Raw genomic sequence first — 24,231 nt, 5'->3', positions numbered from 1 at the left:
GAGAGATGACGACTGACCTGAAGAAGGACGGCGCGCCGCTCCTCGCGGTGGACGACCTGCACGTGCGGTTCGACGTCCGGGGACAGGACGTGCGGGCGGTGAACGGGCTCTCCTACACCCTGGCCGAGGGCGAGACGGTCGCGATCCTCGGCGAGTCGGGATCGGGGAAGAGCGTCGCGGCGCAGGCCGTGATGGGCATCCTCGACACCCCGCCCGCGCGGATCGCGCGCGGGTCGGTGCGGCTGCGCGGCGAGGAGCTGCTCGGCCTGCCCGAGCGCCGCCGCCGCGCCTACCGGGGCGACCGCATATCGATGATCTTCCAGGACGCGCTGACCGCGCTGAACCCGGTGTTCACGGTCGGCGACCAGATCCGCGAGATGTACCAGGTGCACCGGGGGATGCGGCGCAGGGAGGCGACGGCGAAGGCCGTGGAGCTGATGGAGCGGGTGCGGATCCCGTCGGCGGCCAGGCGGCTCGGCGACCACCCGCACCAGTTCTCCGGCGGCATGCGGCAGCGCATCATGATCGCGATGGCGCTGGCGCTGGAGCCGGACGTGCTGATCGCCGACGAGCCCACCACCGCGCTCGACGTGACCGTCCAGGCGCAGATCATGCGGCTGCTCGCGGCGCTCCAGGACGAGCTGCGCATGGGCATGGTCCTGATCACCCACGACCTCGGCGTCGTCGCGGGCGTCGCGGACCGGATCGTCGTCATGTACGCGGGCTCGGTCGCCGAGCGGGCGCCCGCGCGGGAGCTGTACGCGCGGCCCGCCCACCCCTACACGCGGGGGCTGCTGGCGTCGGTGCCGCGCCTGGACCGGCGCGGCGCGCCGCTCGTCCCGATCAAGGGGGCGCCGCCGAATCCGGCGGCGCTGCCGCCCGGCTGCGCGTTCGCGCCGCGCTGCCCGCGCGCCGAGGCGCTGTGCTCGGCGGAGCCGCCGCCGCTGGTCGCCGTCGCGCCGGGCCACGAGTCCGCCTGCCACTTCGCCGAGGAGGTGCACGGTGCCGCAGCGCGGTGAGGACCCGATCCTGCGGGTGGAGGGCCTGGTCAAGCACTACCCGGTGACGCGCGGCGTGCTGCTGAAACGGGCCGTCGGGCAGGTCCGGGCCGTGGACGGCGTGGACCTGGAGCTGGCGCGCGGCGAGACCCTCGGCGTCGTCGGCGAGTCCGGGTGCGGCAAGTCGACGCTCGCCAAGCTGCTGCTCGCGGCCGAGCGGCCCACCGCCGGGACCGTCCGGTTCGAGGGCCGCGACGTGTTCGCGCTGCCGAGGGGCGAGCTGCGCGCGCTGCGGCGCCGCGTCCAGATGGTGATGCAGGACCCCTACTCCTCCCTCAACCCCCGGATGACCGTCGGCGACATCGTGGGGGAGCCGTTCGCGATCCACCCGGAGGTCGCGCCGAAGGGGGAGCGGCGTGCCCGCGTCCAGGAGCTGCTGGAGCTGGTCGGCCTGGACCCCGACCACGTCAACCGGTACCCGCACCAGTTCTCCGGCGGGCAGCGCCAGCGCGTCGGCATCGCCCGCGCGCTCGCGCTGCGCCCCGACGTGATCGTCTGCGACGAGCCCGTGTCGGCGCTGGACGTGTCCGTCCAGGCGCAGGTGATGAACCTCCTCGCGGGGCTCCAGCGCGAGCTGGGCCTGGCGTACGTTTTCATCGCGCACGATCTGGCGGCGGTCCGCCACATCTCCGACCGCGTCGCCGTCATGTACCTCGGCAAGGTCGTCGAGACCGGCGACGACGCGCAGATCTACGAGCACCCGACCCACCCCTACACGCAGGCGCTGCTGTCGGCCGTCCCCGTCCCCGACCCGGACGCGCCGGGCTTCGCCGGGGGGTTCCGGCTGGAGGGGGAGCCGCCGTCGCCGCTGGACCCGCCGTCCGGCTGCCGGTTCCGCACCCGCTGCTGGAAGGCGCGCGACGTCTGCGCCGCCGAGGAGCCCGCGCTCACGGCCCGCGACGGCTCCGCGCACCCGAGCGCCTGCCACTTCGCCGCCGAGGACTTCGACTCTGTCACCTGTGAGGGGACGACCCCCCACACCCCCCGGAACGAACCAACTACAACCCCCGGCGAGCGCCCAGAGGCCGTTCCGTAGGGTGGGGCACATGGCACGCAAGGGCAGGCGGGGCCCCTGGCCCGACCGGTATCCGATCGCCGGCGGGGAGGCCGAGATCCTGCGCGACGCCGACCGGGACGGCGGCTGGATGCTGCTGGTGGGCGGGGTCCCGCAGTCGTATGTGGACCTGTCCGACCCGACCTACCTCGACTTCGAGTACATGCGGCTGATGGGCGACTGCGTCGACACGATCGCCCCCGCGGGCGGCCCGCTCGACGCCGTGCACATCGGCGGCGCCGGGTGCACGCTGCCGCGCTATGTCGCCGCGACCCGTCCCGGCTCGCGGCAGGTCGTGCTGGAGCCGGACGGCGAGCTCGTGGCGGTCGTCCGCGAGCGGCTCCCGGTCAAGGGAGTGCCGGGCCTGCGCATCCGCGTCACCGACGGCCGCGCCGGGATCGCCGCGCTGCCGGACGCCGCCGACGACCTCGTCGTGATGGACGCGTTCGCCGAGGCGTCGATGCCGGTCGAGCTGGCCACCCGGGAGTTCGTCGAGGACGTCGCGCGGGTGCTGCGACCCGGCGGCGCGTACCTGGTCAACGTCGCCGATGGGTTCCGGCTGCCGTTCGCCCGCCGGGTCGCCGCGACGGTCCGGTCGGTGTTCCCGCACGCGCTGCTGATGGGCGACCCGGGCGTGCTGCGGGGCCGCCGGTTCGGCAACCTCATCGTCGCCGCGTCCCGCGCGCCGCTGCCGGTGGACGCGCTGACCCGCCGCGCGGCGGGCGGCATCACCCGGGCGCGGCTGGTGGAGGGCCGCGACCTGGCCGGGTTCTGCGCCGGTGTCGCGCCGCTGCGCGACGGCGAGGAGGTCACCGCGCCCGTCCCGCCGCCGCGGACCTTCGGCAAGTCCTGACGTCCGCCGCGCCGCCCGGCGCCGGCCTGGAGGGAAGCACATGATCATCGTGACCGGGGCGAGCGGCACGCTCGGCCGCCCGCTCACCCGGGCCCTGCGCGCCGCGGAGGCGGACGTGCGCGGGCTCAGCCGCGGCACCAGGGAGCCGGAGGACGGCATGACCTGGGCCAGGGGCGACCTGAAGACCGGGGAGGGCGTCCGCGCGGCGCTGGCGGGCGCCGAGACGATCGTGCACTGCGCCAGCGACGCCCTGCACCCGAGGAACGACCTGTACGCCGCCCGCAACCTCATCGAGGCCGCGCGCGAACAGGGCGCGCCCCATTTGGTCTACATTTCGATCGTCGGCGTGGACCGAATCCCGTACCGCTACTACATGATCAAGCACACGGTCGAGCGGATGATCGAGAAGTCGGGGCTGCCCTACACGATCCTGCGGGCCACACAGTTCCACACGCTCCCCGCCGCCGTCCTGGACTACCTCTCCCGAGCCCCGGGCGTGATGCCGCTGCCGACCGGGCTGCGCTGCCAGCCGGTCGAGGTCGCCGAGGTCGCCGACCGGCTCGCCGGGTTCGCGCTCGGCGCCGGGCCCGTCCGCCGGGCCGACGACATGGGCGGACCGGAGGTGCTGACGCTGGAGGAGATGGCGCGCACCTACCTGCTGGCCCGGGGACGGCGCCGCACGCGGGTGCCGCTGCCGGTTCCGGGCCGGGCGATGCGCGGTTTCCGGGCCGGCCTGCACCTCGCCCCCGGCGACGCGACGGGCCGCCGGACATGGCAGGAGTTCCTCGACGCGTCTTTTCCCAGATAGCAGCGGCAATATACGAAATCGGCAACGGGTGAAAGGCGCCCACGTGTCCGCGGATTCCAATTTCGCGCGGCGCGGAGGGCGGCGGCGCGCGGCCCGCGAAGCCTACGGGACCGGGGTTCCGGGACGGTTTCCCCCGCCGTATCGGCCTCACGGGCGCGCGGGATGTCCCATAATCGAGCGATGGAGTCGTCCACCCGAATTCTTATTCTCGGCATGGATTCGTCGGGGAGAATACTCCAGTTCGACCGTAACGCCGCCGGAGTGCTGTCCGGTATACCGGGCGGACTGCGCGGCGCCGACCTCGACGAGGTGATCGCCGGAGCGCGCAGGCCGCTGCTGGAGGCGCTGCGGGCCGGGCGGGAGCGCACGGCCATGCTCGCCGTGGAGACGCCGGCGGGCGGCACGCTGGACGCGGTCGTCACCGTGCACCCGATGAGCGGCGGCGCGCCCGACCTCGCGGCCCTCGCCGTCGTCCGGGTGCCGGTGCCGCTCGCCGACCGGTTCGTCGACCCCGCCGTGATCCGCCGGGCGCTGCTGGACGACGCGCTCCCGCGCATCGGCTCCACCCTCGACCTCGACCTGCTGGCGCGCGGCCTGATGGACGTGCTGATCCCGCACTTCTGCAACGCGGGCGCGCTGCTGCTGCTGGAGAGCCTCGTCGACGCCGACGAGTCCCCGGCGGGCGCCGACGGGTCGCTGCTGCTGCGCCGGATGGCGCTCGGCTTCGACGACGGCGACCCCGCCTGGGACGCGACGTTCCCCACCGGCGAGACGCTCACCTACCCGAGCGGCACGCCGTACTCGCGGTGCATGGAGACCGCCGAGCCGGTGCTGGTCGGGCTCGGCGGCGACGGAGCCGCGCGGATCGCCGCCGCGTGGCGCCGCCCGCCGGTCGCCGACCTGCTCAAGGGCGCCTCGATGCTGCTGCTGCCGATCACCACGCCGACCGGCGTGCTCGGCTTCTTCGTCTGCACCCGCAGCGTCGCGCACCGCCCGTTCGACGCCTACGACGTCGAGATCGGGATGGAGTTCGCGGGCCGCGCGTCGATCTTCGTCGAGACCGCCCGCCGCTACTCGCGGGAGCGTGCCACCGCGCTCACCCTCCAGCGGAGCCTGCTGCCGACGGGCCTGTCGGCGCCCTCCACGGTCGAGGTCCACCACCGCTACCTGCCCGGCAGCCGGCTCATCGAGGTCGGCGGCGACTGGTACGAGTCGATCGCGCTGCCCGGCGCGCGGGTCGCGCTCGTCGTCGGGGACGTGGCCGGGCACGGCGTGAAGGCAGCGGTCACGATGGGACGGCTGCGCACCGCCATCCACACGCTCGCGGGCCTCGAACTGCCGCCCGCCGAGGCGCTGGAGCGGCTCGACTCGCTGATGCGGACGCTCGGCGAGCGCGAACCGCACTTCGCCACCTGCGCCTACGTCGTCTACGACGCGGTCAGCGGCCGGTGCGAGGTCGCCAGCGCCGGGCACCTGCCGCCGCTGATCGCCTCGCCCGGCACCGGGTCGGACTACCTCGCGGTGCCGCCCGCCCCGCCGCTCGGCGTCGGCGACGGCCCGATCGTCAGCCGCGAGTTCGCCGTCGACGACGGCACGCTGCTGTTCCTCTACACCGACGGGCTCGTGGAGAACCGGGCCCGCGACATCGACGACGGCCTCGCCCGGCTCCAGCAGACGTTCGGCCGCGACGCCGCCGCGCGGCCGCTGGAGGAGCTGTGCCAGGCCGCGCTGGACGGCGTCTACGACGACCAGCACCGCGACGACATCGCCATGCTCGTGGCGCGGCTGCGGCGCATCCCGGCCGACCACCACGCGTCCTGGGAGCTGCCCGCCGAGCCGGCGGCGGTGCGGCGGGCGCGCGGGCTCGTCCGCGACCGGCTCGACCGCTGGGACCTGAGCGAGCTGGCCGACACCACCGTGCTCCTGGTGTCGGAGCTGGTCACCAACGCGATCCGGCACGCGGGCGGCCGGGTGACGCTGCGGCTCGTCCGCGAGGGCGGGCTCGTGTGCGAGGTGTTCGACCACTCCGACGGCCGTCCCCGCATCCGCCTCGACGAGGACGGCGAGATGCCCGAGTCGGGACGCGGGCTGCACGTCGTGGGGCGGCTCGCCGAGCGGTGGGGCGTCCGGCACACCGGCGGCGGCAAGGTCGTCTGGTGCGAGCAGCGGACGTCCTAGCCCCGCCGGGTCGGCGTCAGTCCCACCAGAACGACCACCAGGTCTTGCCGCGGATCTCCTCGGCGTACCCGGCGAGCGTGCCGGGGCCCTGGAACAGGATGTCGGGGCAGAACGCCCAGTGCTCGGCCGCGACGTGGACGGCGTGCCGGGTCGTGACCGGCGGGGCGGCGACGCTGAGCTCCAGCGTGTTGAACCCGAGCCCGACGACGCGGGCGCCGAACCGCTCCTCCCAGCTCCGCACGACGGCGGCGAGCGGGGCCGTCCACTCGTTGTGGTTGAGCGCGCCCTGCCAGCCGACGGCGGCCAGCGCGTCCGCGCCCCGCTCGACGGCGACGAGCCCGAGCGACAGGCCCCGGGCCGACAGGGCGCGGGCGTAGCGGTCGGCCATGGCGTCCGGGTCGTCCAGCGGGTGGCCCTCCGGGGCGGGGCCGGGGCAGTGCCGCCCAAAGGGGGCGAGGTCGTCGTGGTCGCCGTCGGCGGCCTGCGCCGCCCAGTCGCCCCACACCTCGTACATGAACGCGTGGGGGACGTAGTTGCCGACCTCCTCGACCGGCTCGGGCGCGATCTGGCCGGACGCCCACGGCTGGTCGGTCTCGTCCATCAGCAGCGGCCACAGCCCCGACCGCTCGTGCTCGGCCCGCAGCCGCCCCCACAGCTCCCCGTGCACCGGCTCGTCGCTGAGCCAGAACGCGGGGCGCGGCAGCAGCTGCCGCTGCGGGTACCCGGGGTCGGGCCACACCACGTCGCCCTCGGGCAGCGGCACCGACAGCGTCCGCCCGGCGGCGTCCTCCGCGCCGCCGGTGAACAGCTGGGGCAGGTTGCCCGGCAGGTGCCGCCGGACCTCTACGTCATCCATTTCACGCCGTTCCGGTACAGAGCATGCCAACGGGATCTTGGCACTCCGAGATGGTAACGGCGTGGGACGCCCGCCGTGGCCGGAGCGGCCGGGTTCGGTAACCCGGCCGGGCTCCGGCCTCGGATCAGCGCGCGCCGCCGCGCCCGCGGACCAGGTAGTCGATCACCACGGCGAGCACGCCCAGGCCGGTGACGACGCTGATGACGGTCTGGTACCAGGTGCCCCGCAGCATGACGCTGCTCATGACGTTGACGGTGAGCAGCACGCCGAAGATGGTCCAGCGCCCGTTGTTGGTCATCGTGTTCTTCCTTCCGGTGGGGTCAGGGGAGGTGGGGGGAGGAGCCGCGGCGCAGCATGGCGCGCGCGGGCAGGAGCATCGCGGCGGCGGCCGGGCCCGCCACGCCCGCGAGGAGCGCCGCGGCGGCCACCGGGGAGATCGCGGGCAGCGGCGTCCCGGTGACGGCCATGGCGAGCGCCGCCAGCGTGACCAGGGCGATCGCCGCGCCGGTGAGGAGCCCGGTGCCGAGGACGATCGCGGCCTCCCAGCGCAGCGCCGCGAGCACCTGCCGCCGCGTCGCGCCGACCAGCCGCAGCAGCGCGAACTCGCGCCGCCTGGCGCCGGTCGCGAGCGCGAGCGTGGTGACGAGGCCGATGACGATGAACCCGCCGATCGCCGCGACGACGATCAGGCTGACCAGGCTCTGGAGCCGCATCTCCCGCGACAGCGCGTCGCCGTAGGCGTCGCGGTCGACGACCTGGGCCCCCGCGTAGGCGGCGGTGACCGGACGCAGGTCCGCCCTCCCTCGGACGAGGACGTGGTCGTCCAGCGCCGTGGTGGAGTGCGCGACGGCCGTCGCGTGGGGGAGGAGCACGTCGCCGAACCCGAGCCCCCGGTCGTAGACCGCGACCACGCGCGCCTGGACGCGCGTCCCGTCGCCGAGCCAGAGCCGCGCGGTCGAGCCGACGTGCAGTCCGGCGGCGACGTCGCGGCTGAGCGCGACCGTGTCGCCGCGCAGGTCGGCGAGGCGCCCGGAGCGGACCTTCGGGTCCATGGTCGTCTCGGCGCCCGCGCCGACGCCCTGGGCGTTCAGCGTCTTGAGGTTCTTCTCGCCGAGCTCCTTGACCGCCATCACGACCGTGGTCCGCTTGACGGGCGTCGCGGCGGTGACGCCGGGCACGCGCCGCGCGGCCTCGGCGGCGCCGACCGGCAGCCCCGGCCCGGCCGAGACGATCACCTGGTCCGCGCGGTTGCCGCTCGCCGCCTGCTCCTGTGTGGCGTGGGCGACCGTGGACTGGGCGAACAGCTGCGTGCAGCCGAACGCGATCGCCAGCGCGACCGGGGTGAGCACCGACCCGGCGCGCAGCGCGGCGGCGCCGCTCGCGTGCCGGCCGAGGCGTCCGGGCACCGGCGAGGCGAGCACGGCCGCGCGGCCGAGCCACCTGCTGCCGAGCCGGGCCAGCAGCGGCCCGAGCAGCGCGGTCGCGACGATCAGCGAGATCACCAGCCCGCCGACCGACGCGGCGGCGGTGGGGCCGCTGGTGGCGGTGGAGACCCCGAGCGCGTTCAGCCCGAGGACGACGAACACCACGCCCGTGATCAGGCGCCAGCGGGGCAGCCGCGCGGATTCGGCGGCGGACTCGCCGAGCGCCTCGACGGGACGGATGCGCGAGACGCGCAGGGAGGCCAGCAGGGAGGTGAGCAGCGCGGCGACGATCGTGATCGCGAACGCGGCCAGCGCGGGGAGCGGGCTGAGCGAGAGCCCGAACCCGTCCGGGAGGGCGTCCCGGCCGATCATGAGCGAGTGCATCGCGGCGCCGAGCCCGAGCGACAGGACGCCGCCGGCGAGCGCGGCGGGGACGCCGGTCCGCGCGGTCTCGCGCAGCAGCATGGCCCGCACCTGCCAGGGCGTCGCGCCGACGGCCCGCAGCAGCGCGAACTCGCGGGCCAGCTCCCGCGTCGCCAGCGCGATCAGCCCGCCGACGACCACGAGCGCGGTCATCACCGCGACGGCGCCGATCGACACCGCCAGCTCCACGATGTCGGGACGCGCGGCCAAGACCGCGCGGTCCTCGACGTCGCCGCGCGCGGACCCGGTCGCGACGGTCATCCCGGGGACGGCGGCGCGGAGCGCGTCCTTGTCGAGCTTCCCGTCGGCGGTCACCACGAGCGCTTCGGCCATGCCGGGACGCCCGTAGAGCGCGGCGGCCGTGGCGGGGGTGAAGAACGCCGCGCCGGGGCCGGACGCGACGGTCCCGGTGACCCGGTACGGACGCGGCGTCCCGCTCGTCTGCAACGACACGCGCTTGCCAGCGGGAATCCCGGCGGACTCGCTGAGGACGACCTCGTCCGGCGCCTGCGGGGCCCGCCCGGCGCTCAGCCGGTAGGGGCGGAGGGCCGCCGAGTCCCATCCGTGCCCGCTGACCGACGCCCCCGTGGACGTCAGGACGGGGAACGACACGTCCGCCACCACGCCCCGGACGCCGGGGACGGCCCGCAGCTTCGCGGCCGCCGCGACCGGGACGCGGGGACGCTCGGCCACCGGCCGGGTCTGCCGCTCCGGGGAGTCCCCGGGCCGCCGCAGCCGGTCCTCGACCTTCTCCGGCCCGCCGACGACGGCCGCCGCCGCGCCGTAGCGCTCGACCGGCGCGTGCGCGCGCAGCGCCGACTCCAGCAGCACCCCGCACGACCCGACCAGGGCCGCCGCGAACAGCAGCGCCGCGAACACCCCCGCGAACGCGCCCTTGCCTGCCTTACTCCTCCGGCGCGTGCTCACAGCGACTCCCAACGGCTCATGACGCCCTGGACGGTCGGGGAGGTCAGCTCGTCGACGATCCGCCCCCGGCTCAGGAACAGCACCGAGTCGGCCCACGTGGCCGCCATCGGGTCGTGCGTGACCAGCACGAGCGTCTGCCCGGCCGTGTCGACCGCCTCGCGCAGCAGCCGCAGGACGTCGCGGGCCGTGCGGGGGTCGAGCGCGCCGGTCGGCTCGTCCGCGAACACCACCTCGGGGCGGGTCACCAGCGCGCGGGCGAGCGCGACGCGCTGCTGCTGCCCGCCCGACAGCTCCCCGGGGCGGTGCCGCAGCCGGTCGGCCAGCCCGACGCGCCGGGCGACCTCGGCCACCAGGCCGGGGTCGGCCCGCGTCCCCGCGAGCTGGAGCGGGAGCGTGATGTTCTGCTCGACGTCCATCGAGGGGATCAGGTTGAACGCCTGGAAGACGAACCCGACCCGCTCGCGCCGCAGCCGCGTCCGCTTGGCCTCGCTGAGGCGGCCGATGTCGGTCCCGCCGATCCGGACCGTGCCCGCGCTCGGCCGGTCGAGCCCGGACGCGCAGTGCAGGAACGTGCTCTTGCCCGAGCCCGAGGGCCCCATGACGGCGGTGAACCCGCCGCGGGGGAACGCCCAGCTCACCCCGTCCAGCGCCCGCACGTCACCGTAGTCCTTGGTGACCGCCTCCAGGCTCACCGCCCCGGCGGTCGCCCGTGCGGTCGCCTCGGCCGTCATCGTCGTCATGGTCCCTCCGTCTGGTCGCCGCCTCACCTGGTCGAACCTAGGTTCCGGAGGGGGCCCGCCACATGGGCGAACGCCCCCGAATCGGTGGTGTAGCGGGCTACACCACGGGCCCGGGTGCGCGCCCCGGTGCGCGCCGGGGCGGCGTCTCATACGGTGGCTACGAGGTGACATGAACAAGGCGTTGAGACGGAGTGCGAACGCGACCGGGACCCTGGTCGCGGCCCTTCGCACGGCCGGGCCCGCGCTGGTCGGGCTGCTCCCGCTGGCGTTCTGGGCCGTGCTGCTGCTTCCCGCGCTGCCGTGGCTGCCCGAGGCCGTGAGGCCGCTGCGCGCCCTCGCCGACGCCGAGCGGCGCCGGGCCGGGAGGCTGCTCGGCCGCGACATCCCGAGCCCCTACCGGCGGACGGAGGCGGCGTCGCTGGGGCAGGGGATCGCGCTCCTCCGGTCGCCCGTCCTGTGGCGGGACCTGGGCTGGATGGCGGCCCACGGGATGCCCGGCCTCGTGATGGCGGTGCTCGCGCTGGGGTTGTGGCCCGCGATCCCGTTCTCGGCGTCGCTGCCGCTGTGGTGGTGGGCGGCGCCGGAGGGGTCCCAGTCGGCGTTCGTCACGCTCGACAGCTGGCCGAAGGCGCTCACGCTGCCGTTCCTCCAGGTGGCGCTGGACGGGTTCCTCCTGCTGTGGCTGGTGCCGAGGCTCGCGCGCTGGCAGGCCCGGCTGTCGGAGCTGCTGCTGCGCCCTACCCGCCGCACCAGCCTCGCCGAGCGGGTCGAGGTGCTGACCGAGAGCCGCGCCGAGGCGCTGGAGGCGCACGGCGCGGAGCTGCGCCGGATCGAGCGCGACCTGCACGACGGGACGCAGGCGCAGCTCGTCGCGGCGGCGCTGCGGCTCGGCCTCGCCGACCGCCGCTTCGACGCCGACCCCGACGCCTCGCGCGCTCTGTTCCTGGAGGCCAGGGCGGGGGTGGAGGAGGCCCTGACCCAGCTGCGGACGGTGATCCGCGGGATCTACCCGCCGATCCTGTCCGACCGGGGCCTCGCGGGGGCGCTGCGGGCGCTGGCCGCCGGGCAGCAGATCCCCGTCGAGATGGACGTCGTGGAGGGCCGCGTCCCCGCCGCCGTGGAGGCCGCCGCCTACTTCGTGGTGGCCGAGGCCCTCACCAACATCGCCAAGCACAGCGCCGCCGGGCACGCGTGGGTGTCCGTCCGCCGCGAGGGGTCGATGCTGCGGGTCGCGGTGCGCGATGATGGCAAGGGCGGGGCCGACCCGGACCGCGGCAGCGGCCTCGCGGGCATCCGCCGCCGGGTGGCGGCGCTGGACGGCACCACCCGCATCGACAGCCCCGACGGGGCGGGGACGACGCTGGAGGTGGACCTGCCGTGCGAATCGTGATCGCCGAGGACAACGTCCTGCTGCGCGAGGGCCTGGTGCTCCTGCTGACCTCCGACGGGCACGAGGTCGTGGCCGTCGCGGGCACCGGCCCGGACGTGCTGCCCGCGCTGCTGGAGCACCGTCCCGACGTCGCCGTCCTGGACGTGCGGTTGCCGCCCGGCTTCCGCGACGAGGGGCTGCGCGCCGCGATCGAGGCCCGCAAGCGGCTGCCGGGGCTGCCGCTGCTCGTGCTGTCGCAGTACGTCGAGGAGACCTACGCCGCCGAGCTGCTCGCGGGCGGCGCGGAGGGCGTCGGCTACCTGCTCAAGGACCGGGTGAGCCGCGTCGACGAGTTCCTGGAGGCGCTGGCGCGGGTCGCGGGCGGCGGCACCGCGCTCGACCCCGAGGTCGTGTCGCAGCTGATGACGTCCCGCAGCGACCCCCTCCAGGCGCTCACGCCCCGCGAGCGCGAGGTGCTCGGGCTGATGGCGCAGGGCCTCGACAACGCCACGATCGCCACCACGCTCGTCATCACCGAGCGGTCGGTCAGCAAGCACATCGGCGCCGTGTTCGCCAAGCTCGGCCTGCCGCCGAGCGACAGCGGGCACCGCCGCGTCCTCGCCGTGCTGGCCTACCTCAACTCCTGAGCCTCCGGCCGGGCCGCTGATCCGGGGCGCCCGACCCCGTCCAGGAGGTACTCCAGCCCCTGGGCGAACGCCGCGTCCCAGCCGTCGCCGTGCAGGCGGCCGTGTTCGGCGAGGTGCGGATACCGGTCGCGGACGCGCGCCAGGTACCCGTCCGCGTCCCGCTCGTCCGCGCCGCCGCGCGCCCCGACCTCCATCAGCGCCGAGCCGATGACGTAGTTCGCGATCGCGTGCGCCGCGCCCGCCAGCCTCGCGCCGCCGAGGCCCGCCGCGGCCAGCGCGCCGTAGAGGCGGTCGGTGCGGGCGAGGACGTTCGGCCCGAGCAGCGGACGCCCGCCGAGCACCGCCGCCGACCAGGGGTGCGCGAGCATCGCGGCCCGCCACCCCGACATCAGCGCGACCACCCCGGTACGCCACTCCGGCCCCGGGGGCGGTACCGGGACGTCGCCGAAGATCGCGTCGAGGGCCAGTTCAAGCACGTCGTCCTTGGTTTTGACGTGCCAGTACAGCGTCGTGGAGCCGGTGCCGAGCCGCTCGGCGAGGCGGCGCATGGTCAGCCGGGCGGCGCCCTCCTCGTCCAGCAGCGCCACGGCCTCGGCCACGATGCGCTCCCGCGTCAGCGGCGGCGCGTCCCGCCGGGGACGGTCCTCGCGCAACCACACGCTCTCGCTCATGCCCGCCCACCCTAGTACATTGGGCGATCACTGGATCGTTGGTCCGGTAACTCGAACACTGTACGAGGAGAAGCCCTTTCGTGGGACACATCGAGGTCAGCGGCCTCAGCTACGCCCTGCCCGACGGCCGCCTGCTGCTGGACGAGGTCTCGTTCCGCGTCGGCGAGGGTGCGAAGGCCGCGCTCGTCGGCCCTAACGGTTCAGGCAAGACCACGCTGCTGCGGCTGATCGCCGCCGAGCTGGAGCCCGCCGCGGGCACCGTCGCCACCGGCGGCGGCCTGGGGGTGATGCGGCAGTTCGTCACCGGGCGGACCGTCCGCGACCTGCTGCTGTCGGTCGCCCCCGCGCGGGTCCGGACGGCGGCGGACGGCCTGGCGCGCGCGGAGGGCGCCCTGGACGACGACGAGCGCACGCAGTTCGCCTACGCCCAGGCGATCACCGACTACACCGACGCGGGCGGTTACGACATCGAGGTCGTCTGGGACGCCTGCGCGACGGTCGCGCTCGGCCTGTCCTACGACGAGGCGAAGGACAGGCCGGTGGCCACGCTGTCCGGCGGGGAGCAGAAGCGCCTCGTCCTGGAGGCGCTGCTTCGCGGGCCCGACGAGGTGCTGCTGCTTGACGAGCCCGACAACTACCTGGACGTGCCCGGCAAGGAGTGGCTGGCCGAGCGGCTGCGCGCGACGGGCAAGACCGTCCTGCTGGTCTCGCATGATCGCCAGTTGCTCGCCGACGCGGCCGACCGGATCGTCACCGTCGAGTCCCGGGACGTGTGGGTGCACGGCGGCGGCTTCGCGGGCTACGCGCGGGCCCGCCGCGAGCGCGCGGACCGCCTCCACGAGCGCCGCCGCCGGTGGGACGAGGAGCACGCGCGGCTGCGGCGGCTCGTCCACACGCTCCGGCAGCGCGCGACGCACAACGACGCGGTCGCCTCGTCCTACCAGGCCGCCCGCACCCGCCTCCAGCGGTTCGAGGACGCGGGGCCGCCCCGCGGCGCCCCCAAAGAGCAGAACGTGCGCATGCGGCTGCGGGGCGGACGCACCGGCAAACGTGCCCTCACCTGCGAGTCGCTGGAGCTGACCGGTCTGACCGAGCCCTTCGGCGCCGAGGTCTGGTACGGCGAGCGCGTCGCGCTGGTCGGCCCGAACGGCTCGGGCAAGTCGACCTTCCTGCGGCTGCTGGCCGGGCAGGACGTCGCGCATCGCGGGTCGTTCCGCCTGGGCGCCCGGGTCGTGCCCGGCCTGTTCGTCCAGACCCACGCGCGCCCCGACCTGCGCGGCCAGGCGACCGCGGAGATCGTCATGTCCCGGTACGCGCTGACCCGCAACGACGCGATGGCCGCCCTCGCGCGCTACGAGCTGGCCCCGGCGGGCGCACGCCCGTTCGAGACGCTGTCGGGCGGCCAGCAGGCGCGCCTGCAAATCCTGCTCCTGGAACTGTCGGGCGCGACGCTCCTGCTGCTGGACGAGCCGACCGACAACCTCGACCTCGCCAGCGCGGAGGCCCTCCAGGAGGGCCTGGCCGCCTACGCGGGGACCGTCCTCGCCGTCACCCACGACCGCTGGTTCGCCGCCGACTTCGACCGCTACCTGGTCTTCGGCTCCGACGGCCGGGTCGCCGAGTCCGACATTCCCGACTGGACCGGCGCGCGCTGACCGGCGGGTCAGGAGGCGATGGCGTCGAGCCTGGCCAGCTCGTCCTCGGGCAGGTGCAGCGCCGCCGCCGCGACGTTCTCCCGCAGGTGGGCGACGGACGAGGTGCCGGGGATCAGCAGAATGTTCGGCGAGCGGCGCAGCAGCCACGCCAGCGCGACCGCCGGAGGCGTGGCGCCGAGACGTCCCGCGACCGCCTCCAGCTCCGCGGACTGGAGCGGGGTGAAGCCGCCGAGCGGGAAGTAAGGGACGTAGGCGATGCCCCGCGCCGCGAGCGCGTCGATCAGCTCGTCGTCGGTGCGGTCGGCGAGGTTGTAGAGGTTCTGCACGCACACGACCGGCGCGATCGACTCGGCCTCCGCGACCTGCTCGGCGGAGACGGTGCTGAGCCCGAGATGCCGGATCAGCCCCTGCTCCCGCAGCTCGGCGAGCACGGTGAACGGCTCGGCGATCGAACCCGGCTTGGGGCGCTCCAGCTCGCCGACGCGCAGGTTGACGACGTCGAGCACGTCCAGCCCGAGCCGGTCGAGGTTGTCGTGCACGGCCCGGCGCAGCTCGTCGGGCCGGAGCGCGGGGGGCCAGTTGCCCTCCGCGTCGCGCCGCGCCCCGACCTTGGTCACGATGCGCAGGTCGTCCGGGTAGGGGTGCAGCGCCTCCCGGATGATCTCGTTCGTGACGTAGGGGCCGTAGAAGTCGCTGGTGTCGATGTGCCGGACGCCCAGCCGCACGGCCTCCCGCAGCACCGCCACGGCGCCGTCCCGGTCGGCGGGCGGGCCGAAGACGTGCGGGCCGGCGAGCTGCATGGCGCCGTATCCCATTCGGGTGAGCGTCAGGCCGCCGGGGAGCGTGAACGTTCCGCCGGGGAGCGTGGTGGTCGAAGTCATCGCGAGCCCTTCCTCAGCGGCGCGGTGCCTCCCGCGCCAGGGGCCCATGCTTCACCGGACGGCGCGGCGCAGGCAGAGTCCGGTGATCCGGGGAGCGGGAGAACAAGGCCGCACATAGCGGTCCGGTGATAGCGGGCGGCCGGAACGGTATTTGATCGTGGTGCCGCCGGCCGGGAGGCTGAGTGCCCGAGCCGAAGGAGCGCGCGTGGAGACCGACGACCTGAACGACTGGCCCGGCAACGACCTCACCGACGAGGAGCTGGACCTCGCCTACAACGTCCGGCGCAAGGCCGGGCCCGAGCTGTTCGAGCGGCACATGGAGCGCTACCGCGCCGAGTCGCTGCGGGCCGTCGAGGGGCTGCCGGGGCATCCGGGGCTGGTCTACGACGAGGCGAGCGGCGAGCGGCTGGACGTGTGGGGCGTCGGCGGCGCGCCGCGTCCGGTCTTCCTGTTCCTGCACGGCGGCTACTGGATGGCGCTGTCGCGCGAAGTGTCGTCGTTCATGGCGCGGGCGCTCCACGACCGGGGCGTCGCGACCGTCGTGCCCGACTACACCCTCGCCCCCGGCGCGACGCTGGAGGAGATCGTCCGGCAGGTGCGGGCGGCGGTCGCGTGGGTCCACCGGCACGGGCGCGAGCACGGCCTCGACCCCGACCGGATCGTGGTCGGCGGCAGCTCGGCGGGCGGGCACCTGACCGGGATGACGATGACCGGCGGCTGGCAGGGGCCGCTCGGCCTGCCCGAGGACGTGGTCAAGGCCGCGATGCCCTTCAGCGGCCTGTTCGACATCCGCCCCATCACGCGGACCTACGTCAACCAGACCGTGGGCCTGGACGTGGCGCGGGCGGCGGCGCTCAGCCCGGCGCTGCTGCCCGCCGCGCGCCGCTGCCCCGCCGTGGTCGCCGTCGCCGAGCACGACGGCGCGGGGTTCCTCGCGCAGTCGCGCCGGTTCCAGCCGCACTGGGGGAACGGCGAGCTGATGGTCGTCCCGGACCGCGACCACTTCGACGTCGTGCTCGACCTCGCCGACCCGGACTCGGCCGTCCTCCGCGCCCTGCTCGACCTGATCGGCTCGATCTGACCAGCTGACCCGATCAGCTCACAGGGCCGGTCGGCTCGGCGCCGGTGATCTCGGCGGCCTGGCGTTGCAGGTGGTCGAGCATCAGCCGCGCGGACGGCGTCGGCGCGCGCTGCGCGGGCAGCGTCACCCCCACCTGGCGGCGGACGGTCTCCAGCGGGACGGGCAGCGGCGCGATCCCCGCGTCGGTCTCGGCGACCAGCTCGGGCAGCGCGGCGATCATGTCGGTGTCGCGGACGAGGGTGCGGACGGTCAGCACCGACGTGCACTCCACCAGGTTCCCGGGCGGGACGAGCCCCTCGGCGCGGAAGACCTGCTCCAGCTCCGCGCGCAGCGCCGTCTGCTCCAGCGGCAGCACCCACGGGTAGTCGAGCAGGTCGGCGAGGCCGAGCGGGCGCCGCGACCGCGCCGGGTGCCCGAGCCGCGCGACCAGCCGCACGGGCTCGCCGTACAGGGTGACCTGCCGCAGGCCGCGCAGGTCGCCGATCGGGTTGAGGCGGCCGAGGATCAGGTCGATCTCCCCGTCCAGCAGCCGGGGCACCTGCGCGTCGAACGTCGCCTCCTGGACGATCACGGTGATGCCGGGCCGGTCGCGCTTCAGCGCGGCGATCGCGCGGGGGAGCAGCACGTTGGACCCGGCGAGCAGCGTCCCGATCGTGACCGTGCCGACCTGCCCGTCGGCCAGCCCGGTGATCCGCTCGCCCGCGCGGCGCAGCTCGGCCAGCACGGCGCGGGCGTGCTCGACGAACGCGTCGCCGAACATCGTCGGCGTGACGCCGCGCGGGCCCCGGGTGAACAGCTCGACGCCCAGGATCTGCTCCACCTCGCGCAGGCTGCGGGTCACCGCGGGCTGCGCCAGCCGCAGGTGCTCGGCGGCCCGCAGGACGCTGCCCTGGTCGGCGATGGCCACCACCAGGACGAGGTGGCGGAGCTTGAGCCGCCCGTTGAGCAGGTCGATCGCGCGCATCAGCCCTTACTATCACAGGCTCGTGATAGCTCGTCCGCCGATTGGTATTTGCCAGGCATAGCTCGGGTGGCGCAGGATCACAGGTGGCAGGGCAGATCACCAGCAGATCACCAGCGGTGGAGGACCGGGATGAAGGCTGAGCACTACGTGGGCGGGATGTTCCGTTCGGACGGCCCGGCCTTCCCCCTCCTCGCCCCGGCCGACGGCACGGAGCTGGGCACGGTCCCCGAGGCCACCCGCGAGGTCGTCGACGACGCGGTCGCCGCGGCACGGGCCGCGCTCGCCGGGCCGTGGGGCCGGGCGAGCGCCGAGGAGCGCGCCGTCGCGCTGCGCCGCGTGGCCGACGGCGTCCAGGCCCGGTTCGAGGAGTTCGTGGACGCCGAGGCCGCCGACACCGGCAAGCCCCGCGAGCTGGCCGCGACCGTCGACGTCCCCCGGGCCGTGGGCAACTTCCGCGCCTACGCCGACCTGCTCTACGGGCGCCCCGAGCGCGCGTACACGACCCAGATCCCCGGGTGGAGCGGCGGGGCCGGGCAGGCGCTGAACTACAGCGTCCGGCGCCCGCTCGGCGTGGTCGCGGTCATCTCGCCGTGGAACCTGCCGCTGCTGCTGCTCACCTGGAAGGTCGCCCCGGCGCTCGCCGCCGGGAACGCGGTCGTCGCCAAGCCCTCGGAGGAGACGCCCACCACCGCGACGCTGCTCGCCCACGTCATCGCCGAGGCCGGGCTGCCGGACGGGGTGTTCAACCTCGTCCACGGGCACGGCGCGGGCGCGGCGGGCGAGTTCCTCACCGGGCACCCGGGCGTGGACGCGATTGCCTTCACCGGCGAGTCGGCCACCGGCGCGGCGATCATGCGCAACGCCGCCGACCACGTCACGCCCGTGTCGTTCGAGCTCGGCGGCAAGAACCCGGCGCTGGTGTTCGCCGACGCCGACCTCGACGCCGCCGTGGAGGGGACGGTCCGCTCGTCCTTCACCCACTCCGGGCAGATCTGCCTGTGCACCGAGCGCGTCTACGTCGAGCGGCCCGTCTACGAGGAGTTCGTCGAGCGGCTCGGCGCGCGCGCCCGGGCGCTGACCGGCTACGGCCCGATGATCTCGGCGGAGCACCGCGACAAGGTCCTGTCGTACTACCGCCTCGCCCGCGAGGAGGGCGCCACGGTCGTCGCGGGCGGCGGGACGCCCGAGTTCGGCGACGCCCGCGACGGCGGCTACTACGTCGAGCCGACCGTGCTCACCGGGCTCCCCGAGACCGCACGGACCGTCCGCGAGGAGATCTTCGGGCCCGTCTGCCACGTCGCCCCCTTCGACGGCGAGGACGCGGCGCTCCGGCTCGCCAACGACAGCCCCTACGGCCTCGCCGCGACCGTGTGGACGCGGGACGTGTCGCGGGCCCACCGCGTCGCGCCGCGCGTCGAGGCCGGCATCGTCTGGGTGAACTGCTGGAACCTGCGCGACCTGCGGACCCCGTTCGGCGGCGTCAAGGCGTCCGGGATCGGGCGCGAGGGCGGCGAGTACTCCCTGGACTTCTTCTCCGAGCCCGTCAACGTCTGCATCCAGATCTGAAAGCGAGTCCAGTGACCGATCCGACCAGTTCCGACCCGGTACGCGCGGCCGCAGAGCGCCTGCTCGGGGCGCACGCGTCCGGCGTGCCGTGCGCGCCCGTCCGCGACCTGATCACGTCCGTGGACGAGGCGTACGCGGTCCAGGACCGCCTCACCGAGCACGCCCTGGCCGCCGGGCGCCGCCTCACCGGCCGCAAGATCGGCCTCACCTCCGCGGCGGTGCAGGCCCAGCTCGGCGTCGACAGCCCCGACTTCGGCATGCTGTTCGCCGACATGGCCGTCCCGGACGGCGCGGAGATCCCGGCGGGCGCCGTCCTGCAACCGCGCGCCGAGGCCGAGGTCGCGCTCGTGCTGGACGCCGACCTGACCCACGAGCGGCACACGGTCGCCGACCTGCTCCGCGCGACCGCGTTCGCGCTGCCCGCGATCGAGGTCGTCGGCAGCCGGATCGCCGGCTGGGACATCACGCTCGCCGACACCGTCGCCGACAACGCCTCCTCCGGCCTGTACGTGCTGGGCACCCGGCCCGTCCCGCTGCGCGACCTCGACCTGCGGCTGTGCGGGATGGTGCTGGAGCGGCGCGGCGAGCAGCTGTCCACCGGGACCGGCGCCGCGTGCCTCGGCAACCCGCTCAACGCCGCGCTGTGGCTCGCCGACACGCTCGTCCGCGTCGGTCGCCCGCTGCGCGCGGGCGACACCGTCCTGACCGGCGCGCTCGGCCCCGTGGCGCCCGCCGCGCCCGGCGACGTGTTCGAGGCCCGCATCGAAGGGCTCGGCGACGTGCGCGCCGCGTTCGCGAAGGAGGAGTCATGAGCGTCGACGTCGAGGCCCTCGCGGCGCTGCTGGACGACGCGGAGCGCGACGTCCGGGCGATCCCGCAGCTCACCGAGGCGGAGCCGTTCGACGTCGCGACCGCCTACGCCGTGCAGCGCGCGGTGATCGCTCGCCGCGAGCGGCGCGGCGAGCGGCTCGCGGGCGTGAAGATGGGCTTCACCAGCCGCGCGAAGATGGCCCAGATGGGCGTGGACGACGTCATCTGGGGCCTGCTGACCGACGCGATGCCCGCCGGGCCCTCGGTGGACGTCTCCCAGCTCATCCACCCCCGCGTCGAACCGGAGATCGCCTACCTCATCGGACGCGAGGTCGGCTCGGTCGCCGACGTCGAGGCCGCCGTCGCGGGCGTCGCCGTCGGGTTCGAGGTGCTCGACTCCCGCTTCGCCGACTTCCGGTTCACGCTCCCCGACGTGGTCGCCGACAACGCCTCGGCCGCCCGGTTCGGGGTCGGCGCCTGGCACCCGCCGCGCGACCTCGCCAACGCCGGGATGGTCCTGGAGATCGACGGGCGGGTCGCGCAGACCGGGTCGTCCGCCGCGATCCTCGGCGACCCCGCGCGGTCGCTGCGCGCGGCGGCGCGGCTCGCGCTCGGCGCGGGCATCCGGCTAGAACCCGGCTGGGTGGTGCTCGCGGGCGCCGCGACCGCCGCCGTCCCGCTGCCGAAGGACGCGCACGTCCGCGTGACCTGCGCGGGCCTCGGCGCCGTGGAGGTGACGACGTGAGCGACGCGATCCTCGTCGAGGGCAAGGCCGCGCCGCGCGGCCGGTTCCCGCACCTGCGGCGGGCCGGCGACCTCGTGTTCGTCTCCGGGACGAGCTCCCGCCGCCCGGACGGGACCTTCGCCGGGGCGAGCGCCGACGCGATGGGCGTCACCGACCTCGACATCCGCGCCCAGACGCGCGCCGTCATCGAGAACATCGGGGACCTGCTGGCGGCCGCCGGGGGAGGGCTCGCCGACGTCGTCAACATCACCACGTACCTGGTGAGCATGAACGACTTCGGCGGCTACAACGAGGTCTACGCCGAGTACTTCGACGAGACCGGGCCCGCGCGCACCACCGTCGCCGTCCACCAGCTCCCGCACCCCCACCTGCTCGTCGAGATCTCGTGCGTGGCCTACGTCCCGGCCGCCCGCACCACCGGTAAGGAGGCCGGAGCATGACCCTTCCGCAGCTCACGTTCGGACGGCCCTTCAACTTCGAGGCGTGGATCGAGGAGCACCGCGACCTGCTCAGGCCGCCGGTCGGCAACGTCCAGGTGTTCCAGGACGCGGGCCTGATCGTGATGGTCATCGGCGGTCCCAACCGCCGCACCGACTTCCACGACGACCCGAAGGAGGAGTTCTTCTACCAGCTCAAGGGCAACATGGTCCTGCGGGTCATGGAGGAGGCCGGCCGCCCGCCGGTCGACGTCCAGATCAACGAGGGCGACGTGTTCCTGCTGCCGCCGCACGTCCGGCACTCCCCGCAGCGGCCCGAGGAGGGCTCGATCGGCCTCGTCGTCGAGATCCCGCGCCCGGAGGGGACGCTGGAGTCCTTCGAGTGGTACTGCGTCGAGTGCCACCGGCTGGTGCACCGCGCCGAGTTGCAGGTGCGCTCGATCGTGGACGACCTCCCGCCGGTCTTCCAGAGCTTCTACGACAGCGACCGCAGGTGCCCGCACTGCGGCGCGGTCCACCCGGGCAAGCAGTGGCCCGAGTCGATGGTCCCGGTGACGGCGCCCCGTGGCTGAGCCCGTCGTCGACGTGCACTCGCACGTCTTCCCTCACTTCACCCGCGCCGAGGGGCGCGTGCTCGCCGACGCCGACGAGCCGTGGCTGCGCGTCGCCGCCGACGGCACCGGCATGATGATGAGCGGCGACGCCGAGTACCGGCCCGTCCACGCCGGGCTGTGGGACCCCGAGCGCCGCCTCGCCGACATGGACGCGGCCGGCGTCGACGCGCAGGCCGTCTCCTCCACCCCGCTCATGTTCGGGTACGCCGCCGAACCGGCCCGCGCCGCCGACTGGTGCGACCTCGTGAACGAGCGCATCCTCGCCTTCTGCGCGGACGCCCCCGACCGGCTGCTCCCGCTGTGCCAGGTCCCGCTCCAGGACCCGGCGCTCGCCTGCGAGGTCGCCACCCGCGCGGCGGCGGCCGGGCACCGCGGCGTGCACATCGGCAACCACGTCGGCGACCGCGACCTCGCCGACCCCGGCATCACCGCGTTCCTCGCCCACTGCGCCGGGATCGGGCTGCCCGTCCTCGCGCACCCGTGGGACATGCTCGGCGCCGACCGGATGCGCGGCCACATGCTGCCGTGGCTGTCGGGGATGCCCGCCGAGACGCAGCTCAGCATCCTCGGGCTGATGCTGTCCGGCGCGTTCGAGCGCATCCCGAGGACGCTGCGGCTGTGCTTCTGCCACGGCGGTGGCAGCTTCGCCTTCCTGCTCGGACGCGCCGACAACGCCTGGCACAACCGCGACATCGTCCGCGCCGACTCGCCGCGCCCGCCCTCGGGATACCTCGACCGGTTCAGCGTCGACTCGGCCGTGTTCGACCCGCGCGCGCTCCGCCTGCTCGTGGACGTGATGGGCCCCGAGCGGGTGCTGCTCGGCACCGACTACCCGTTCCCGCTGGGCGAGCGCGAGCCGGGCTCGACGATCCGCGCCTGCCCCGGCCTGGACGACGCGGCGCGCGCCCGGCTGCTCGGCGGCAACGCGCGCGACTTCCTCGCGCCCGCCGCGGCCCCCGCCGCGGACCTGGTGACGTCGGAAGGAGGCACCCTGTGAGCCTGGACGAGACCGGGAGCCCGGAGGAGGAGGCGCGGCGCCTGGACGCGGCCGACCCGCTCCCGCCGCCGCGCGCGGAGTTCCTCGTCCCGCCGGCGCCGGGCGGACCCCACGCGGAGGCCGCCTACTTCGCGGGCAACTCCCTCGGCCTCCAGCCGAGGGCCGTCGCGGGCCTCCTGCGCGAGGAGCTGGACGACTGGGCGCGGCTCGCCGTCGAGGGCCACACGCGGGCGCGCCGCCCCTGGGTGGACTACCACGAGCTGCTCCGCGAGCCCGCCGCCCGCCTCGTCGGCGCCCTGCCCCACGAGGTCGTCGCGATGAACTCGCTGACCGTCAACCTGCACCTGATGATGGCGACCTTCTACCGGCCCGCCGGGGAGCGCGTCCGCATCGTCATCGAGGACTCGGCCTTCCCGTCCGACTCCTACGCCGTCGCCAGCCAGGCCGTCCACCACGGGCTCGACCCGGAGCGGGCCGTCGTGCGGCTCGCGCCGCGTCCGGGCGAGGACGCGCTGCGCACCGAGGACGTCCTCGGCTTCCTCGAACGCGAGGGCGGCACGGTCGCGCTGCTCATGCTCGGCGGCGTCAACTACCTGACCGGCCAGCTCATGGACATGGCCGCGATCACCAAGGCGGGCCGCGCCGCCGGGGCCGCCGTCGGCTGGGACCTCGCCCACGCCGCCGGGAACGTCCCCCTCCGGCTGCACGACTGGGACGTCGACTTCGCCGCCTGGTGCACCTACAAGTACCTGAACTCCGGGCCCGGCGCGGTCGCGGGGTGCTTCGTGCACGAGCGGCACGTCCGGGACGCGTCGCTGCCCCGCCTCGCGGGCTGGTGGGGCACCGACCCGGCCGTCCGGTTCCGGATGGACCCCGCCATCGCGCCGCCCGCGTCCGCCGACGCCTGGCAGCTGTCCAACCCGCCGATCCTGGCGCTCGCGCCGGTGCTCGCGTCATTGGAGATCTTCGACCGGATCGGGATGGACGCGCTGCGGGCCAGGAGCGAGCGGCTCACCGGCTACCTCGCGTCCCGGCTCGGCCCGGCGCGCGGCGCCGAACTGATCACGCCGCGGGACCCGGCGGCCCGCGGCGCCCAGCTCTCGCTGCGGGTCGCGGACGCGGGCGGCCTGGTCAGGGACCTCGCCGAGCGGCACGGGGTGGTCGCCGACGCGCGCGAACCCGATGTCGTCCGGCTGGCGCCCGCCCCCCTGTACTGTACGTTCCACGACTGCCACCGCGCCGCCGAGGCCCTCGCCGATCTGGCCCCGGGCCCGGCCTGAGCGGGGGTCGGCATGCCCTCGCGCGCCCGGTGTGTCGGTGTCCTTGAGGGGCCCGCATGGGGTAGGTTCGATGCGTTGCAGTTAGGCAGGCAGTTGGCCAGCAGTCTCGAACGTTTGCTAATGAAACGCCCGCAGAAGTTCTAGACAACGGGCGTTCTCCGTTTCCCCGGGTGATCCGGCGGACGTGAGATTT

23 protein-coding genes are annotated in these 24,231 nt (G+C 75.0%); 16 read left to right on the top strand and 7 right to left on the bottom strand.

Translation table 11 applies throughout. The features are described 5' to 3' along the window. Window positions 1-5 precede the first annotated feature (5 nt). The 5 genes from K2F47_RS39135 (at window position 6) to K2F47_RS39115 (ending at window position 5,951) form a co-directional block, all read left to right on the top strand. Window positions 6-1,019 carry an ABC transporter ATP-binding protein gene (locus K2F47_RS39135; protein WP_242911307.1) on the top strand — a complete coding sequence of 338 codons (1,014 nt, stop codon included), beginning with the start codon at window positions 6-8 and terminating at the stop codon, window positions 1,017-1,019. Beyond that, window positions 1,003-2,094 carry an ABC transporter ATP-binding protein gene (locus tag K2F47_RS39130; RefSeq protein ID WP_242911306.1) on the top strand — a complete coding sequence of 364 codons (1,092 nt, stop codon included), beginning with the start codon at window positions 1,003-1,005 and terminating at the stop codon, window positions 2,092-2,094. Before K2F47_RS39135 ends, K2F47_RS39130 begins: the two co-directional genes overlap by 17 nt. Before the next feature lie 10 nt (window positions 2,095-2,104). Next, window positions 2,105-2,965, top strand: coding sequence for a spermidine synthase (locus K2F47_RS39125; RefSeq protein WP_242911305.1), 861 nt, complete (start codon window positions 2,105-2,107; stop codon window positions 2,963-2,965). Between the two features lie 40 nt (window positions 2,966-3,005). Continuing rightward, a complete protein-coding gene (locus tag K2F47_RS39120; protein WP_242911304.1) occupies window positions 3,006-3,773 on the top strand; it encodes an SDR family oxidoreductase in 768 nt (255 codons plus the stop codon). A 180-nt stretch (window positions 3,774-3,953) separates the two neighbouring features. Next, on the top strand, window positions 3,954-5,951 hold the full coding sequence (locus tag K2F47_RS39115) for an ATP-binding SpoIIE family protein phosphatase (protein WP_242911303.1): 1,998 nt from the start codon (window positions 3,954-3,956) through the stop codon (window positions 5,949-5,951). 16 nt (window positions 5,952-5,967) lie between these two features. Here the strand turns inward: K2F47_RS39115 and K2F47_RS39110 are convergent, their stop codons facing one another. From K2F47_RS39110 to K2F47_RS39095, 4 genes are all read right to left on the bottom strand, one after another. Further along, window positions 5,968-6,807: a DUF4253 domain-containing protein gene (locus K2F47_RS39110; protein WP_242911302.1), complete on the bottom strand. Its 840-nt coding sequence runs from the start codon at window positions 6,805-6,807 to the stop codon at window positions 5,968-5,970. Window positions 6,808-6,931: 124 nt separating this feature from the next. Next, window positions 6,932-7,105: a hypothetical protein gene (locus tag K2F47_RS39105; RefSeq protein ID WP_156221685.1), complete on the bottom strand. Its 174-nt coding sequence runs from the start codon at window positions 7,103-7,105 to the stop codon at window positions 6,932-6,934. A gap of 22 nt (window positions 7,106-7,127) precedes the next feature. Further along, window positions 7,128-9,581, bottom strand: coding sequence for an ABC transporter permease (locus K2F47_RS39100; protein ID WP_242911301.1), 2,454 nt, complete (start codon window positions 9,579-9,581; stop codon window positions 7,128-7,130). Beyond that, window positions 9,578-10,321 carry an ABC transporter ATP-binding protein gene (locus K2F47_RS39095; protein ID WP_242911300.1) on the bottom strand — a complete coding sequence of 248 codons (744 nt, stop codon included), beginning with the start codon at window positions 10,319-10,321 and terminating at the stop codon, window positions 9,578-9,580. The genes K2F47_RS39100 and K2F47_RS39095 overlap by 4 nt, the downstream gene beginning before the upstream one ends. Window positions 10,322-10,490: 169 nt before the next feature. On the opposite strand from K2F47_RS39095, the gene K2F47_RS39090 reads away from it, so the two are divergent. Both K2F47_RS39090 and K2F47_RS39085 read left to right on the top strand, forming a co-directional pair. Continuing rightward, window positions 10,491-11,711 carry a sensor histidine kinase gene (locus K2F47_RS39090; protein WP_242911299.1) on the top strand — a complete coding sequence of 407 codons (1,221 nt, stop codon included), beginning with the start codon at window positions 10,491-10,493 and terminating at the stop codon, window positions 11,709-11,711. After that, on the top strand, window positions 11,699-12,337 hold the full coding sequence (locus K2F47_RS39085; RefSeq protein ID WP_242911298.1) for a LuxR C-terminal-related transcriptional regulator: 639 nt from the start codon (window positions 11,699-11,701) through the stop codon (window positions 12,335-12,337). The genes K2F47_RS39090 and K2F47_RS39085 overlap by 13 nt, the downstream gene beginning before the upstream one ends. On the opposite strand, the gene K2F47_RS39080 is transcribed toward K2F47_RS39085, so the two are convergent. After that, window positions 12,322-13,008 (bottom strand): TetR/AcrR family transcriptional regulator, encoded by a 687-nt coding sequence (locus tag K2F47_RS39080; protein ID WP_242911297.1) that lies wholly within the window; start codon window positions 13,006-13,008, stop codon window positions 12,322-12,324. The genes K2F47_RS39085 and K2F47_RS39080 overlap by 16 nt on opposite strands. Before the next feature lie 80 nt (window positions 13,009-13,088). On the opposite strand from K2F47_RS39080, the gene K2F47_RS39075 reads away from it, so the two are divergent. Continuing rightward, the gene (locus tag K2F47_RS39075; protein ID WP_242911296.1) at window positions 13,089-14,663 is read left to right on the top strand and encodes an ABC-F family ATP-binding cassette domain-containing protein; all 1,575 of its coding nucleotides are present in this window, start codon (window positions 13,089-13,091) and stop codon (window positions 14,661-14,663) included. 8 nt (window positions 14,664-14,671) lie between these two features. Here the strand turns inward: K2F47_RS39075 and K2F47_RS39070 are convergent, their stop codons facing one another. Then, complete coding sequence (locus K2F47_RS39070; protein WP_242911295.1) at window positions 14,672-15,544, bottom strand: aldo/keto reductase family oxidoreductase; 873 nt, start codon at window positions 15,542-15,544, stop codon at window positions 14,672-14,674. 205 nt (window positions 15,545-15,749) lie between these two features. Here K2F47_RS39070 and K2F47_RS39065 point away from each other — a divergent pair, with 205 nt between their 5' ends. Further along, window positions 15,750-16,625 carry an alpha/beta hydrolase gene (locus tag K2F47_RS39065; protein WP_242911294.1) on the top strand — a complete coding sequence of 292 codons (876 nt, stop codon included), beginning with the start codon at window positions 15,750-15,752 and terminating at the stop codon, window positions 16,623-16,625. Between the two features lie 13 nt (window positions 16,626-16,638). Here K2F47_RS39065 and K2F47_RS39060 read toward each other — a convergent pair whose 3' ends face one another. Further along, the gene (locus K2F47_RS39060; protein WP_242911293.1) at window positions 16,639-17,589 is read right to left on the bottom strand and encodes a LysR substrate-binding domain-containing protein; all 951 of its coding nucleotides are present in this window, start codon (window positions 17,587-17,589) and stop codon (window positions 16,639-16,641) included. Window positions 17,590-17,718: 129 nt separating this feature from the next. Between K2F47_RS39060 and K2F47_RS39055 the strand changes: the two genes are divergently transcribed. Genes K2F47_RS39055 through kynU form a run of 7 tightly spaced genes read left to right on the top strand, consistent with a single transcriptional unit; the run spans window position 17,719 to window position 24,038 of the window. Then, window positions 17,719-19,155, top strand: coding sequence for a 2-hydroxymuconic semialdehyde dehydrogenase (locus K2F47_RS39055; protein ID WP_242911292.1), 1,437 nt, complete (start codon window positions 17,719-17,721; stop codon window positions 19,153-19,155). 11 nt (window positions 19,156-19,166) lie between these two features. Continuing rightward, the gene (locus K2F47_RS39050) at window positions 19,167-19,967 is read left to right on the top strand and encodes a 2-keto-4-pentenoate hydratase (RefSeq protein ID WP_242911291.1); all 801 of its coding nucleotides are present in this window, start codon (window positions 19,167-19,169) and stop codon (window positions 19,965-19,967) included. Further along, window positions 19,964-20,710, top strand: coding sequence for a 2-keto-4-pentenoate hydratase (locus K2F47_RS39045; protein WP_242911290.1), 747 nt, complete (start codon window positions 19,964-19,966; stop codon window positions 20,708-20,710). Before K2F47_RS39050 ends, K2F47_RS39045 begins: the two co-directional genes overlap by 4 nt. Further along, entirely contained in the window at window positions 20,707-21,150 is a 444-nt protein-coding gene (locus K2F47_RS39040) for a RidA family protein (RefSeq protein WP_242911289.1), read from the top strand. Before K2F47_RS39045 ends, K2F47_RS39040 begins: the two co-directional genes overlap by 4 nt. Then, window positions 21,147-21,719, top strand: coding sequence for a 3-hydroxyanthranilate 3,4-dioxygenase (locus K2F47_RS39035; protein ID WP_242911288.1), 573 nt, complete (start codon window positions 21,147-21,149; stop codon window positions 21,717-21,719). The genes K2F47_RS39040 and K2F47_RS39035 overlap by 4 nt, the downstream gene beginning before the upstream one ends. After that, on the top strand, window positions 21,712-22,758 hold the full coding sequence (locus K2F47_RS39030; protein ID WP_242911287.1) for an amidohydrolase family protein: 1,047 nt from the start codon (window positions 21,712-21,714) through the stop codon (window positions 22,756-22,758). The genes K2F47_RS39035 and K2F47_RS39030 overlap by 8 nt, the downstream gene beginning before the upstream one ends. Beyond that, window positions 22,755-24,038, top strand: coding sequence for a kynureninase (gene kynU / locus K2F47_RS39025; RefSeq protein WP_242911286.1), 1,284 nt, complete (start codon window positions 22,755-22,757; stop codon window positions 24,036-24,038). Before K2F47_RS39030 ends, kynU begins: the two co-directional genes overlap by 4 nt. Window positions 24,039-24,231: the final 193 nt, after the last annotated feature.

Source organism: Actinomadura terrae (genome assembly GCF_022751215.1).
Lineage (GTDB): Bacteria > Actinomycetota > Actinomycetes > Streptosporangiales > Streptosporangiaceae > Spirillospora > Spirillospora terrae.
Note: the sequence above shows the minus strand (reverse complement) of the source record. Positions and strands in the feature narration are given on the sequence as shown.

Coding starts and splice junctions, on each gene's coding strand:
- K2F47_RS39095 (WP_242911300.1), bottom strand. CDS start 10,321: ATGACGACGATGACGGCCGAGGCGACCGCACGGGCGACCGCCGGGGCG.
- K2F47_RS39115 (WP_242911303.1), top strand. CDS start 3,954: ATGGAGTCGTCCACCCGAATTCTTATTCTCGGCATGGATTCGTCGGGG.
- K2F47_RS39055 (WP_242911292.1), top strand. CDS start 17,719: ATGAAGGCTGAGCACTACGTGGGCGGGATGTTCCGTTCGGACGGCCCG.
- K2F47_RS39135 (WP_242911307.1), top strand. CDS start 6: ATGACGACTGACCTGAAGAAGGACGGCGCGCCGCTCCTCGCGGTGGAC.
- K2F47_RS39070 (WP_242911295.1), bottom strand. CDS start 15,544: ATGACTTCGACCACCACGCTCCCCGGCGGAACGTTCACGCTCCCCGGC.
- K2F47_RS39080 (WP_242911297.1), bottom strand. CDS start 13,008: ATGAGCGAGAGCGTGTGGTTGCGCGAGGACCGTCCCCGGCGGGACGCG.
- K2F47_RS39035 (WP_242911288.1), top strand. CDS start 21,147: ATGACCCTTCCGCAGCTCACGTTCGGACGGCCCTTCAACTTCGAGGCG.
- K2F47_RS39090 (WP_242911299.1), top strand. CDS start 10,491: ATGAACAAGGCGTTGAGACGGAGTGCGAACGCGACCGGGACCCTGGTC.
- K2F47_RS39110 (WP_242911302.1), bottom strand. CDS start 6,807: ATGGATGACGTAGAGGTCCGGCGGCACCTGCCGGGCAACCTGCCCCAG.
- K2F47_RS39105 (WP_156221685.1), bottom strand. CDS start 7,105: ATGACCAACAACGGGCGCTGGACCATCTTCGGCGTGCTGCTCACCGTC.
- K2F47_RS39120 (WP_242911304.1), top strand. CDS start 3,006: ATGATCATCGTGACCGGGGCGAGCGGCACGCTCGGCCGCCCGCTCACC.
- K2F47_RS39045 (WP_242911290.1), top strand. CDS start 19,964: ATGAGCGTCGACGTCGAGGCCCTCGCGGCGCTGCTGGACGACGCGGAG.
- K2F47_RS39125 (WP_242911305.1), top strand. CDS start 2,105: ATGGCACGCAAGGGCAGGCGGGGCCCCTGGCCCGACCGGTATCCGATC.
- K2F47_RS39060 (WP_242911293.1), bottom strand. CDS start 17,589: ATGCGCGCGATCGACCTGCTCAACGGGCGGCTCAAGCTCCGCCACCTC.